The organism is Oxalicibacterium solurbis, from assembly GCF_014635845.1.
Taxonomy (GTDB): Bacteria; Pseudomonadota; Gammaproteobacteria; order Burkholderiales; family Burkholderiaceae_D; genus Oxalicibacterium; species Oxalicibacterium solurbis.
In genome coordinates this window covers 747,966-760,996 of the sequence record NZ_BMDP01000002.1, presented here as the reverse complement: position 1 = coordinate 760,996, position 13,031 = coordinate 747,966, and the positions used below count along the sequence as shown (strand labels likewise).

9 protein-coding genes are annotated in these 13,031 nt (G+C 60.3%); 4 read left to right on the top strand and 5 right to left on the bottom strand.

The features are described from left to right. Positions 1–37: 37 nt before the first annotated feature. Positions 38–940: an SDR family oxidoreductase gene (locus IEV40_RS09210; RefSeq protein WP_188420783.1), complete on the bottom strand. Its 903-nt coding sequence runs from the start codon at positions 938–940 to the stop codon at positions 38–40. Then, positions 937–1,362, bottom strand: coding sequence for a PaaI family thioesterase (locus tag IEV40_RS09205; protein ID WP_188420781.1), 426 nt, complete (start codon positions 1,360–1,362; stop codon positions 937–939). Before IEV40_RS09205 ends, IEV40_RS09210 begins: the two co-directional genes overlap by 4 nt. 220 nt (positions 1,363–1,582) lie before the next feature. Here IEV40_RS09205 and IEV40_RS09200 point away from each other — a divergent pair, with 220 nt between their 5' ends. From IEV40_RS09200 to nadB, 4 genes are all read left to right on the top strand, one after another. Continuing rightward, entirely contained in the window at positions 1,583–3,244 is a 1,662-nt protein-coding gene (locus IEV40_RS09200; protein WP_188420779.1) for an MFS transporter, read from the top strand. Between the two features lie 192 nt (positions 3,245–3,436). Continuing rightward, the gene (gene purT / locus IEV40_RS09195) at positions 3,437–4,660 is read left to right on the top strand and encodes a formate-dependent phosphoribosylglycinamide formyltransferase (RefSeq protein ID WP_188420777.1); all 1,224 of its coding nucleotides are present in this window, start codon (positions 3,437–3,439) and stop codon (positions 4,658–4,660) included. Further along, complete coding sequence (locus IEV40_RS09190; RefSeq protein WP_229724034.1) at positions 4,660–7,311, top strand: sensor domain-containing protein; 2,652 nt, start codon at positions 4,660–4,662, stop codon at positions 7,309–7,311. The genes purT and IEV40_RS09190 overlap by 1 nt, the downstream gene beginning before the upstream one ends. Positions 7,312–7,476: 165 nt before the next feature. Continuing rightward, entirely contained in the window at positions 7,477–9,078 is a 1,602-nt protein-coding gene (gene nadB / locus IEV40_RS09185) for an L-aspartate oxidase (RefSeq protein ID WP_188420775.1), read from the top strand. Between the two features lie 89 nt (positions 9,079–9,167). Here nadB and nadC read toward each other — a convergent pair whose 3' ends face one another. The 3 genes from nadC to IEV40_RS09170 all read right to left on the bottom strand — a co-directional run bounded on the left by nadC (position 9,168) and on the right by IEV40_RS09170 (position 12,983). Further along, positions 9,168–10,064 carry a carboxylating nicotinate-nucleotide diphosphorylase gene (nadC, locus tag IEV40_RS09180; RefSeq protein ID WP_188420773.1) on the bottom strand — a complete coding sequence of 299 codons (897 nt, stop codon included), beginning with the start codon at positions 10,062–10,064 and terminating at the stop codon, positions 9,168–9,170. Continuing rightward, positions 10,061–11,200: a quinolinate synthase NadA gene (nadA, locus tag IEV40_RS09175; RefSeq protein WP_188420771.1), complete on the bottom strand. Its 1,140-nt coding sequence runs from the start codon at positions 11,198–11,200 to the stop codon at positions 10,061–10,063. Before nadA ends, nadC begins: the two co-directional genes overlap by 4 nt. Positions 11,201–11,381: 181 nt before the next feature. Further along, positions 11,382–12,983 carry an ABC-F family ATPase gene (locus IEV40_RS09170; RefSeq protein ID WP_188420769.1) on the bottom strand — a complete coding sequence of 534 codons (1,602 nt, stop codon included), beginning with the start codon at positions 12,981–12,983 and terminating at the stop codon, positions 11,382–11,384. Between the last annotated feature and the right edge of the window lie 48 nt (positions 12,984–13,031).

The window sequence follows — 13,031 nt, the reverse complement described above, 5'->3', positions numbered from 1 at the left end:
CAGCGCTTGAAATTCAACGAATGATTCGGCAAATGCGTCAGCGTTTCAGTCTGGTGCGCAGAAGTTCGCGCACATGCGGCGCCTCTTCGTAGGGATCGTAGGGATTGCGCGACTGCAGCACGTCTTCCATCCGCTTGCGTACCTGCACCAGCGGCTCCTGTTCCGAGTAGATGTAAAAACGGTCTTCGCGCACGGCATCGAACGTCAGCTCGGCCACCTGTTCCGCCGATACTTTGCCTGACGTCACCGCCTTTTCCGTAAAGGTCTGTGCCGCACGCTGGCTGGCGGTCAACTCGCCGTCATTCAACATGGTCGCCGGCCGGTTGCGCGCCGACTGATGAATGCCGGTCGGCACGAAATACGGACACAACAACGACACGCCGATCGGCGCCTCGGTGATGCGCAAATCCTGGAACAGTGTTTCCGTCAGCGACACGGTCGCGTGCTTGGAGACGTTATAGACGCCCATCGTCGGCGCATTCTGCAGTCCTGCGATCGACGCGGTATTGACGATGTGGCCGCGATACTCGGGATCGCGTTTTGCGCATGCCAGCATCAGCGGCGTGAAGATGCGCACGCCATGGATCACGCCGAACAGGTTGACGCCCAGCACCCACTCCCAGTCCGCGACCGAGCTTTCCCATACCAGCCCGCCCGTGCCGACGCCGGCATTGTTGAACAGCAGATGCACAGCGCCGAAACGCGTCATCGCGGCATCGGCCAGCGCCTGTACCTGCTCGGCCCGAGAGACATCGCATGGCACGGCCAGCACGTCGGCTCCCTGCTGTACCAGTTCGGCCGCTGCTTGCCCCAGTGCTTCCTGCTGAACATCGGCCAGCACCAGCTTCATGCCCAGTGCTGCTCCCTGCTGCGCGAAGGCACGGCCGAAGCCGCTGGCTGCGCCGGTGATGACAGCAACCTTGCCGTAAAAATCCTTCATGCCAGTTTCTTCGCGACGTCGTTGCGACGGATGAACTTGAACGTGCCGGTCGCCTTCGCCACCAGTTTGTCTTCATTCCACAGTTCGCCTTCGCAAAAATAGATGCTGGAAGATGCATGCATGACCTTGCCCTTCGCCACCAGACGGCTGCCTTCGATACCGCCCGGCTGCATGAAGCTGGTCTTCATCTCGATGGTGACGCCGCTGCGGATTTCCGGGTCAAGCGAGCGGCCGGCCAGCGACATCACGTTGTCCAGCATCGTCATCACCACGCCGCCGTGTGCGACGCGCCAGCTGTTCAGATGGCGTTCCTGCAGCGTCAGTTGGACCTGCGCGGTGCCGGCATTCGATTCGACTACTTCAATGCCGAGTTCCTGCAAAAAGGGAATGAGAACGGGAGAAGGTGCGGCTGGATTCGTCATTGGAACAATCGTTTTGCAAAATGCCGCCATTTTAAAACATGCGCTGTGGAAAACCTTTTCGCCGGCATGTTTGCCCCTTGCAAACCGATTTTCTCAACGTAAGCGCCACGTAAGTTTCACGCAAGTATCGCGTAAGTTTCGCGTCGCACACTCCGGATGCGACACGGTGCGCGGACATACTACGACGCGCTCCCTTATAACGATTATATGGAGGACGATCATGGCAACAGCATCCAAACCATCACGCGGGATCACGGCGGAGGAGCGGAAGGTCATTTTCGCTTCATCGCTGGGTACCGTTTTCGAATGGTATGACTTTTACCTGTACGGCGCGCTGGCCGGCATTATCGCCAAGCAATTCTTCGCCGGCACCGATCCCAACACGGCATTCATCTTCGCGCTGCTGGCCTTTGCCGCCGGCTTTATCGTGCGTCCGTTCGGCGCCCTCGTGTTCGGCCGCCTGGGCGACATGATCGGCCGCAAGTATACGTTCCTTGTCACCATCGTGATCATGGGTTCGTCGACCTTCATCGTCGGCCTGCTGCCAAACTACAACTCGATCGGCATTGCTGCGCCAATCATCCTGATCGCATTGCGTATCCTGCAAGGCTTGGCGCTGGGCGGCGAATACGGCGGTGCGGCAACCTACGTTGCCGAACATGCGCCGCAGGGCAAGCGCGGCGCATTCACGTCATGGATCCAGACCACGGCAACGATGGGCCTGTTCATGTCGCTGCTGGTGATTCTGGGAACGCGTAGCGCCGTCGGCGAGGAAGCTTTCGCCGACTGGGGCTGGCGCATTCCGTTCCTGCTGTCGGTCTTCCTGCTCGGTATTTCGGTCTGGATCCGCATGTCGATGTCCGAATCGCCGGCCTTCATGAAGATGAAGTCCGAAGGCAAGACATCGAAAGCGCCGCTGAGCGAATCCTTCGCCCGCTGGAAAAACCTGAAGATCGTCATCCTGGCGCTGATCGGCCTGACCGCCGGCCAAGCTGTCGTCTGGTATGCAGGCCAGTTCTATTCGCTGTTCTTCCTGACGCAGACGCTGAAGGTCGATCTGTCGACGGCGAACCTGCTGATCGCCGCTGCACTGCTGCTGGCTACGCCGTTCTTCGTGATCTTCGGCACGCTGTCCGACCGTATCGGCCGCAAGCCGATCATCATGGCCGGCTGCCTGATCGCAGCGCTGACCTACTTTCCGATCTTCAGCGCGCTGACGCACTATGCGAACCCGGCGCTGGAAAAGGCATTGAAAGAATCGCCGGTCGTCGTGACCGCCGATCCGGCAACTTGCCAGTTCCAGTTCAACCCGACCGGCACGAAGAAATTCACGTCGTCCTGCGACATCGCGAAAGCCAAGCTGGCAGCCGCTTCCGTCGCCTATACGAACGTCGATGCGGCACCGGGCACCGTCGCCACGATCAAGATCGGCGATACCGTTCTGACCTCGTATGACGCTGCCGGACTGTCGAAAGAAGATGCCACCGCCAAGGACAAGGCTTTCGCGAAAGAACTGGGCGATGCCATCAAGGCGCACGGCTATCCGACCAAGGCTGATCCCGACCAGATCAACTACGGCATGACGCTGCTGCTGCTGTTCATCCTCGTGATCTATGTAACGATGGTGTACGGTCCGATCGCTGCGATGCTGGTCGAGATGTTCCCGACGCGTATCCGCTACACGTCGATGTCGCTGCCGTATCACATCGGTAACGGCTGGTTCGGCGGCTTGCTGCCGACGACCTCGTTTGCGCTGGTTGCCTACAAGGGCGACATCTACTACGGCCTGTGGTACCCGATCATCATCGCATTGATCACCTTCGTGATCGGCATGCTGTTCATCAAGGAAACCAAGGACAACGACATCTACGCCAACGACTGATCCCATTCCCGTCCATACGGGAATGCTCCGCTGCCGCACGATGTTGTGCGGCAGTTTTTTTTGCGTGTGCCGATCGTGCTTCTTCACCACCTCAAGATTTCCACGCAGAAAGAACGGTAGCGGCCTGTCCAAACCGCGCAGGATTTGCTATTGTCTGGTTGCCAACGCCTCTACGGCTCACGTCGACATCTCATGAATCAAAGCAACAATCCCCTCCGCCGCATCGGCACCCCTCTTTCTCCTTCCGCAACAAAAGTCATGCTGCTCGGCTCCGGTGAGCTCGGCAAGGAAGTCATCATCGCGCTGCAACGCCTTGGTGTCGAAGTGATCGCCGTCGATCGCTATGCCGATGCGCCGGGGCATCAGGTCGCGCATCGCGCGCACGTGATCGACATGACCGACGGCGCGCAACTCGCCGCGCTGATCGACAAGGAACAGCCGGACTTGATCGTGCCGGAAATCGAAGCCATCGCCACCGCCACGCTGATGGAACTGGAAAAGGCCGGCCGCGTGCAAGTCGTGCCGACCGCGCGCGCCACCTGGCTGACAATGGATCGCGAAGGCATCCGCCGTCTCGCTGCAGAAGAACTCGGCGTGCCGACCTCGCCCTACCGCTTTGCCGACAACCTCGAAGAACTGCAGCTCGGCTGCACCGAAGTCGGCTTTCCCTGCGTGGTCAAACCGGTCATGTCATCGTCGGGCAAGGGACAGACGCGCGTCAATGCGCTGGAAGAAGTCGAAACCGCCTGGGAGAATGCGGCCGCCGGTGGCCGCGTCAACGCCGGCCGCGTGATCGCCGAAGGCTTCATCGACTTCGATTACGAAATCACGCTGCTGACGGTGCGCGCGCTCGGCGCCGACGGCAAAGTGGAAACACAGTTCTGCGAACCGATCGGCCATCTGCAACAGAGCGGCGACTACATCGAATCGTGGCAACCGCAAGCGATGCCGCCTGCCGCGCTGCAGAAGGCACAGGATATCGCACGCCGCGTGACCGACAACCTCGGCGGCCTCGGCCTGTTCGGCGTCGAACTGTTCGTCAAGGGCGATCAAGTCTGGTTCTCCGAAGTCAGCCCGCGTCCGCACGATACCGGCATGGTCACGATGTCCAGCCAGCACCAGAGCGAATTCGAGCTGCATGCAAAAGCCATCCTCGGCCTGCCGGTCAATGCCGCGCTGCGCACGCCGGCCGCTTCTGCCGTCATCTATGGCAAGCACGATGCAAAGGGAATTGCCTTCGAAGGCGTGGCCGATGCGCTGCACATCGAAGGTGCCGATGTCCGTTTGTTCGGCAAGCCGGAATCCTTCGCCAAACGCCGCATGGGTGTCGCGCTGGCCGCCGCATCCGATGTCGAAACTGCACGCAACCGAGCTCGCCAGGCCGCTGCGCTGGTCAGGCCGGTCGTTTCCGACTGATGAATGCGCCGCTGCTGCATACGCCTCGCACGCCGATCGTCCTGACGGGCAACGATATTTTTCGTACGGCGTCACTGCTGCTGTATGTCACGCTGCTGTTCCACATTCTGTTGCTGCTCTATTCGAGCCATCTGACGCTGGCGCGCCCTGCGCTGTTTGCGATCGGCTTGCTGCCGCCGCTGCTGATAGCCGCATTTATCCGCCACTTCCGTCCGCGCAATGCCTTTCTGCGTTGCGAGAGTTTCCTGCTGGTCGAAATGTCGGCCGCCACTTTCGTCATCGTTGTACTGGCGCTGCTGGATCGCAGCGCGGCATTGCCGATGCCATGGCTGATCGCAGTCGCCGGCATTTTCCCGCTGGTGCTGAGCAATCGCATCGCCATCGGCGCCATCCTGATCCTGGCCTTTCTCGGCTACCGGCTGAATGCCTATCTGGGCGCTGCCGTCGGCGAATGGCTGCCGAACTTCTTTGCCACCATCTGCATCGGCTGGCTGGCACTGCTGCTGTCGCGCACGTTGAACCTGAATCGCGTCGCGCTGAATCAGGCCCGTACCAATGAACGTCGCTTCAATGCAATCGCGCGCCTGACGCGGCATGTCTTCATCATCACCGATGCGAATTACCATGTGCAGTTCGCCAATCCGGCGATGCAGGAAGTCGTCGGCTATACGCCCGAGGAAATCATCGCCGGCAGCATCCGGCCCGAGCTGCATCCGGACGACGAAAGGGAGCACAAGGAAAAGCTGCGCTATCTGCGCGACACGCCGCATGCCACGATCTTTTCACGCCACCGCATTCGCCATCGCGACGGCCACTGGATCTGGCTGGAAACCTGCGGCTTCAACATGCTGCACGATACGGCGATCAACGGCCTGGTCTTCAGCATCGAGGACATAACACTGCGCAAGGACGTCGAATTGAAGCTGCAGGAAGAAACCGCGCTGTTGCGATCCGTGCTCGATCTGAATCCATCAATGATCTACGCCAAGGACACCGAAGGCCGCTTCACGATCAGCAACCTGAGTTTCCAGAAGCGCTTCGGTTTTTCCAGCGAAGAGGAAATGCGCGGCAGAACCACCTACGATCTCTGCCTGAAAATGGCAAATGACGAGGACAGCCGCAGCGCGGAAGAAATCGCCGACGAAGTACAGCAGCAGGATCAGCAGATCATGCAAAGCGGCAAGCCGATGCAGGATATGGAAATGCAGGGCTTCTGGCGCAACGATCTGGACCGCTGGTTCCAGACCAGCAAGTATCCGCTGCCCGATGCGAAAGGCCGCGTCATCGGCGTGCTCGGCGTCACGCGCGACATCACCGAACACAAGCAGTACGAATCGCGTATCGCCTATCAGGCCCTGCACGACATGCTGACCGGCCTGCCGAACCGCCGCCACCTGACCAACACCTTGCAGGCGGCGATGGCAACCAGTCGCCTCAACCAGTCCAGTTTGACGATGCTGTTTCTCGATCTGGATTTCTTCAAGAGCGTCAACGATACGCATGGCCACGATTTCGGCGACAAATGCCTGATCGAAATCAGCAGGCGTCTGGTAGCTACGTTGCCGGCGAAAGACTTCGTCGCCCGCTTCGGCGGCAACGAATTCGCGATTCTCACCAATGCCTCGCTGGCAGAAGCCGCCGTCAAGGCCAATGCCGTCATGCGCGCCGTATCCGAACGCGTGGTGATCGACGACGTTGCCGTCAAGATCCAGACCAGCATCGGCATCGCCCAACTGAACGCCGACCACCATGCCCCCGCCGATCTGGTGCGCGACGCCGATGCCGCGATGTACCAGGCCAAGGAGCGCGGTCGCAATCGCATCGAAATCTACGACGCCGCATTGCAGAGCAAATCGACCAAGCATGCACGCATGGACGTCGCATTGCGCTTCGCGCTGGAACGCGACGAACTGTCGGTCGCCTGGCAGCCGAAGGTTTCGCTGAAGGATGGCAAGGTCAAGGGCTTCGAGCTGCTGCTGCGCTGGAACAATCCGGAATACGGCCTGATCTCGCCGAACGAATTCATCCCGATCGCCGAAGCATCCGGCATGGTGGTGCCGATCGGCATGTGGGCAATGGAAGAAGCCTGCCGCCAGCTCGCCGCCTGGCAGGCGAAATATCCGAAGATGGGCAACATGAGCGTGGCCGTCAACGTCTCGATGCGCCAGTTGCTGCAGACCTCGTTCTTCACGCAGGTGCGAGACATACTGGAAAGCAGTGGCGTGGCGCCGCACACGGTCGAGCTGGAACTGACGGAAACATCCGCCATGGCCAATCCGCTGCAGACGATGGAAACGCTGTCGATGCTGAAGAAACTCGGCGTCCGCCTCGCGCTCGACGATTTCGGCACCGGCTATTCGTCGCTCGCCTATCTGCAGAAACTGCCGATCGATATCCTGAAAATCGACAAGACCTTCGTGCACGGTCTCGATACCAACCAGAGCGATGTGGAAATCATCCGCCTGATGATCGCGCTGGCACAGACGCTGAAACTGCAGACGGTTGCCGAAGGGCTGGAGACGCTGGTGCACATCGACGAACTGGCGAAGATGGGCTGCGACCTCGGTCAGGGCTATATCTTCTCGCCGCCACTCTCCACTGCCGAAGCGGAAACATTGATCGGCCATCCGCATACCTACGCGCTGGCCTGATCATCCGTACAGAGAGACGCACTGATCCGCACAGGCAGGCGCACGATTCCAGATCTCCCCTTCATCGGCGTGGTTTTTCGCCGTTCACCGCCAAATCGAATATAGTCATGGGTTCGCTTACCGGTTTAGACCGATTCTTTGACCGATTCCTCTCTATCCAGGATTATGAAATTTGACGTCGCCATTGTCGGCAGCGGCCTGGCCGGCCTGTCCGTCGCCCTTCATCTCGCCGAGACTCGCAAGGTCGCAGTCATTTCCAAACGCACGCTGCTCGACGGCGCCAGCAGCTGGGCGCAGGGCGGCATCGCCGCCGTGCTCGATTCCAACGACAGCGTCGATGAACATGTGGCCGACACGCTGGTGGCCGGCGGCGGATTGTGCGACGAAGCAGCCACCCGTTTCATCGTCGAACACGGCCGCGAAGCGATCGAGTGGCTGATCGCGCAAGGCGTGCCGTTCACGCCGGACCCGACCGCTGAACTGGGCTTCCATCTGACCCGCGAAGGCGGCCACGGCCAGCGTCGCATCATCCACGCAGCCGATGCGACCGGCCACGCGGTGCAGGTCACGCTGGAACAGAAGGTGCGCGCCCATCCGAACATCACGTTGATGGAACATCATTACGCGATTGACGTCATTTCTTCCGAAACGCTGGAACGCAAGAAGAACGGTCCACGCTGCCTCGGCCTGTACGTGCAGGACGTCAGGACCGGCAAGGTGCTGACGATTTCCGCCGAACACACGGTGCTGGCTACCGGCGGCGCCGGCAAGGTCTACCTGTACACCACCAATCCGGACACCGCCACCGGCGACGGCATCGCGATGGCATGGCGCGCTGGTTGCCGCATCGCCAACATGGAATTCATCCAGTTCCATCCGACCTGCCTGTACCACCCGTACGCAAAATCCTTCCTGATCACGGAAGCGGTACGCGGCGAAGGCGGCGAGCTGCGCCTGCCGATGACAGCCGGCAAGGACGGCGGCAAACGCTTCATGCCGGGTTACGACGAGCGCGCAGAACTGGCGCCGCGCGACATCGTCGCCCGCGCGATCGACGCCGAGATGAAGAGGCGCGGCCTCGATTTCGTGCATCTCGACATCAGCCACAAATCATCGGCTTTCCTGAAGGAACACTTCCCGACCATCATGGAACGCTGCGCGCAGTTCGGCATCGATATCACGAAGGAACCGATTCCGGTCGTGCCGGCCGCGCACTACACCTGCGGCGGCATCATCACCGATCTGTCCGGCCGCACCGACCTGCCCGGCCTGTACGCCGTCGGCGAAGCGACCTGCACCGGCCTGCATGGCGCCAATCGCCTCGCCAGCAACTCGCTGCTCGAATGCCTAGTGCTGGGCCGCTCCGCGGCCAAGTACATCGAAGCGCAGCCGAAACAGAAAGGCATGGCGCTGCCGGCCTGGGACGAAAGCCGCGTCACCGATGCCGATGAAGAAGTCATCATCGCCAACAACTGGGAAGAACTGCGCCGCTTCATGTGGAACTACGTCGGCATCGTGCGCACGACCAAGCGTCTGGAACGCGCGCAGCACCGCATTCGCCTGCTGAAGGAAGAGATCGACGAGTACTATGCAAATTTCCGCATCACGCCGGATCTGCTGGAATTGCGCAACCTGGTCGAAGTCGCGTCGCTGATCGTCAACAGCGCACTGACGCGTCGCGAAAGCCGCGGCCTGCACTTCAGCCGCGACTATCCAGACACCTTGCCGAAAGCATTGCCCAGCGTGCTGACGCCGGACCGGAAGTAACCGAGGCTTGATGCCTCCGACAAAAAACCGCAACAAAAAAGCCGCGAAAACGCGGCTTTTTTGTTGGCTTCGAAACTGATTTCGAATCGTTATCGCGCACCGGCCTGTGACTTAAGCTGCGACTCGACAATACGCAACGAATAGTCGGTCGCCCGCACATCCTTCGTCAGGCTGCCGACTGAAATACGATCGACGCCCGTTTCCGCAATCGCACGCACCGTATCGCGGTTGACGCCGCCCGAACCTTCCAGCAATGCGCGACCGGCAGTCAGTTTCACCGCTTCGCGCATCGTGTCCAGCGAAAAATTATCGAGCAACACCGATTGCGCGCCGGCATCCAGCGCCTCCTGCAACTGTGCCAGATTCTCGACTTCGATCTGGATGGAAACGCCTGCATCCAGCGCCAGCGCATTCATCATCGCCGCACGCACGCCGCCGGCGGCAGCGATGTGGTTTTCCTTGATCAGGATGCCGTCGTACAGTGCGATACGCTGGTTGCGTCCGCCGCCGACGCGCACCGCGTACTTCTGCGCGAGACGCAACCCCGGCAGCGTCTTGCGCGTATCGAGGATATTCGCCTTGGTACCGACGATCAGATCGACGTAACTGCGCGTTTCTGTCGCCACGCCGGACAGCAACTGCAGGAAATTCAGCGCCGTGCGTTCCGCCGTCAGCAACGCGCGTGCCGGCGCTTCGATGGCACATACCTCGCTGTCGGCGCGCATGCGATCGCCCTCCGCGTAACGCCATTCGATGCGAATGTGCGCATCCAGCTGCTTCATCACCGCTTCGAACCACGGCGCGCCGCACAGCACGGCATCCTCGCGCACGATCACGCGCGCCTGCACCCATTCGTTTTCCGGCACCAGCTTGCCGGTCACGTCGCCTGTGCCAACATCTTCTTCCAGCGCAGCACGGATATTGGCTTCGAACGCCGTGGCCAATGCCGCGTCGAACGGCGCAAACGGATTCTTCAATGTACTCATGCGGGGCCGATACCGGAAAACAGTTGTTGTTCCTTCGCCAGATCGCCGGACGGACGCACGTTCGCCTTCTGCGCAGCAGCAAAATCCAGCATGCGATCAATGCAGACCGTCGCCTTGCGGCCGATTTCCGGATCAACGTGGATTTCGTTGCGGCCGGTTTCCAGCACATCCAGCAGGTTCTGCAGACCGTTCATCGCCATCCACGGGCAATGCGCGCAGCTCTTGCAGGTGGCGCTGTTGCCGGCGGTCGGCGCGTCAATGAAGATCTTGCCGGGTGCAGCGGCACGCATCTTGTGCAGGATGCCGTTGTCGGTGGCAACGATGAATTCGGTCGCGTCCAGCGTCTGCGCCGCATGGATCAACTGCGAGGTCGAACCGACGGCATCGGCCTGCTCGACGACGTTCGCCGGCGATTCCGGATGCACCAGCACCTTCGCGTTCGGATGTTCGCGCTTCAGCAGTTCGAGTTCGACGCCCTTGAATTCGTCATGCACCAGGCAGGAGCCTTGCCACAGCAGCATGTCGGCGCCGGTCTGCTTCTGGATATAGCCGCCCAGATGCTTGTCCGGCGCCCACAGGATTTTCTTGCCTTGCGCGTGCAAGTGCTCGACGATCTTCAGGCCGATCGACGACGTCACCATCCAGTCGGCGCGCGCCTTCACGGCGGCGCTGGTGTTGGCATAGACGACGACAACGCGATCCGGATGCGCATCGCAGAATGCGGTGAATTCGTCGACCGGACAGCCGAGATCGAGCGAACAGGTCGCATCCAGATCGGGCATCAGGATGGTTTTCTCCGGGCTCAGGATCTTCGCCGTTTCGCCCATGAACTTGACGCCGGCGACGATCAGCGTCTTGGCCGGATGATCGCGACCGAAGCGCGCCATTTCCAGCGAATCGGACACGCAGCCGCCGGTTTCCTCGGCCAGATCCTGCAGGTCGGCATCGACGTAATAATGCGCAACCAGCACCGCTTCCTTTTCTTTCAGCAACTGCCTGATGCGCGCCTTCAGCGCGACTTTTTCCTCCGGCGACGGCGCAGCCGGTGTGCGTGCCCAGGCGTGGGCGACGCAGCTGGTGCCGCTGTCCATCATCGGACGTTCGAATTCAACGGTCTTGATTGGCTCGGTATGCATGGCTGATCAAATAGGTACGGTAGCAATGCCGCTTCAATACGGCGCGATGAGAATGGGTAAAACGGATGAAAGCGGATTGTAGCGCCATTCGAATATGGCGGTCGCGGCGAACTATGCAAGAGAAAACCGGGAAGAAAAACGGCATGGCGGGCAACTGCGCCGCCATGCTCCGGAGAGAGAATTACTCGATGCCCTGGCTGGTCAGATATTCCTCGTAGCTGCCCTGGAAATCGACGATCTCGCCATCCTTGATTTCCAGCACACGCGTTGCCAGCGAGGAAACGAATTCGCGATCGTGCGAGACGAAGATCAGCGTGCCGGCGTATTGTTCCAGCGCGATGTTCAGCGATTCGATGGATTCCATGTCCATGTGGTTGGTCGGTTCGTCCAGCAGCAGCACGTTGTGGCGGCCCAGCATCAGCTTGCCGTACATCATGCGGCCCTTCTCGCCGCCGGACAGCACCTTGACCGATTTCTTCACGTCGTCGCCGCTGAACAGCAAGCGGCCGAGAATCGAGCGCACGACCTGATCGTCGTCGCCTTCCTTGGTCCACTGGCCCATCCAGTCGGTCAGCGTTTCACCCTTGGCAAATTCTTCGGTCGGATCTTGCGGCATGTAGCCGACATCGGCATTTTCTGCCCATTTGACGTTACCGCTGTCGACTTCGAGGCCGGCGATGTCCGGGCCGCCGATGCTGCGCAGCAGCGTCGTCTTGCCGGCGCCGTTGGCACCGATGATGGCGATACGCTCGCCCGCTTCGACCATGATGCTGAAGCGATCGAAAATCTTGCGGTCGTAGGTTTTGGAAATGGTCTCGGTTTCCACGGCCAGACGATGCAGTTTTTTCTCGCCTTCGAAACGCACGAACGGATTCTGACGGCTGGACGGCTTGACGTCTTCCACCTTGATCTTGTCGATCTGCTTGGCACGCGAAGTGGCCTGGCGCGCCTTGGATTTGTTGGCCGAGAAGCGGCGCACAAAGTCCTGCAGTTCGGCGACCTTTTCCTTGGCCTTGGCGTTGTTCGCCAGTTGCTGCGCACGCGCCTGGGACGAGGCCAGCATGTAGTCATCGTAGTTGCCCGGATACACCTTCAACGTGCCGTAATCCATGTCGGCCATGTGCGTGCAAACCTGGTTCAGGAAGTGGCGATCATGGGAAATGATGATCATGGTCGAGTTGCGCTGGTTCAGCACATCCTCCAGCCAGCGGATCGTGTTGATGTCCAGGTTGTTGGTCGGTTCGTCCAGCAGCAGGATGTCCGGGTTAGAAAACAGCGCCTGCGCCAGCAGCACACGCAGTTTCCAGCCCGGTGCGACGTTGCTCATCGGCCCTTGATGCTGATCCAGCGGCACGCCCACGCCCAGCAGCAGTTCGCCAGCGCGCGCTTCGGCCGTGTAGCCGTCGTACTCGGCGAACTTCGCTTCGAGGTCTGCAGCCTTCATGTAGTCGTCGTCGGTCGCGTCCGGATTGGCATAGATCGCGTCGCGCTCGCTCATTGCAGCCCACATTTCTCCGTGCCCCATCATCACGACGTCCAGCACGCGCATTTCTTCGTAGGCGAACTGATCCTGGCGCAATTTACCCAGGCGTTCGCCCGGATCCAGCATCACGTTGCCGGCGCTCGGCTCCAGATCGCCGCCGAGAATCTTGATGAAGGTCGACTTGCCGCAGCCGTTGGCGCCGATCAGGCCGTAGCGGTTGCCTTCGCCGAACTTGACGGAAATGTTTTCGAACAACGGCTTGGGGCCGAACTGCATGGTGATGTTTGCGGTGGAAAGCACTGAGGAAATCCTTGTGGAACAGTGAGAAACAAACCTGCGATTCTACCA

What these genes read in the sequence shown, in the direction of transcription:
- IEV40_RS09200 (WP_188420779.1), top strand. Translation starts at nt 1,583, where the DNA reads ATGGCAACAGCATCCAAACCATCACGCGGGATCACGGCGGAGGAGCGG.
- IEV40_RS09210 (WP_188420783.1), bottom strand. Translation starts at nt 940, where the DNA reads ATGAAGGATTTTTACGGCAAGGTTGCTGTCATCACCGGCGCAGCCAGC.
- nadC (WP_188420773.1), bottom strand. Translation starts at nt 10,064, where the DNA reads ATGAGTACATTGAAGAATCCGTTTGCGCCGTTCGACGCGGCATTGGCC.
- nadA (WP_188420771.1), bottom strand. Translation starts at nt 11,200, where the DNA reads ATGCATACCGAGCCAATCAAGACCGTTGAATTCGAACGTCCGATGATG.
- nadB (WP_188420775.1), top strand. Translation starts at nt 7,477, where the DNA reads ATGAAATTTGACGTCGCCATTGTCGGCAGCGGCCTGGCCGGCCTGTCC.
- IEV40_RS09190 (WP_229724034.1), top strand. Translation starts at nt 4,660, where the DNA reads ATGAATGCGCCGCTGCTGCATACGCCTCGCACGCCGATCGTCCTGACG.
- purT (WP_188420777.1), top strand. Translation starts at nt 3,437, where the DNA reads ATGAATCAAAGCAACAATCCCCTCCGCCGCATCGGCACCCCTCTTTCT.
- IEV40_RS09205 (WP_188420781.1), bottom strand. Translation starts at nt 1,362, where the DNA reads ATGACGAATCCAGCCGCACCTTCTCCCGTTCTCATTCCCTTTTTGCAG.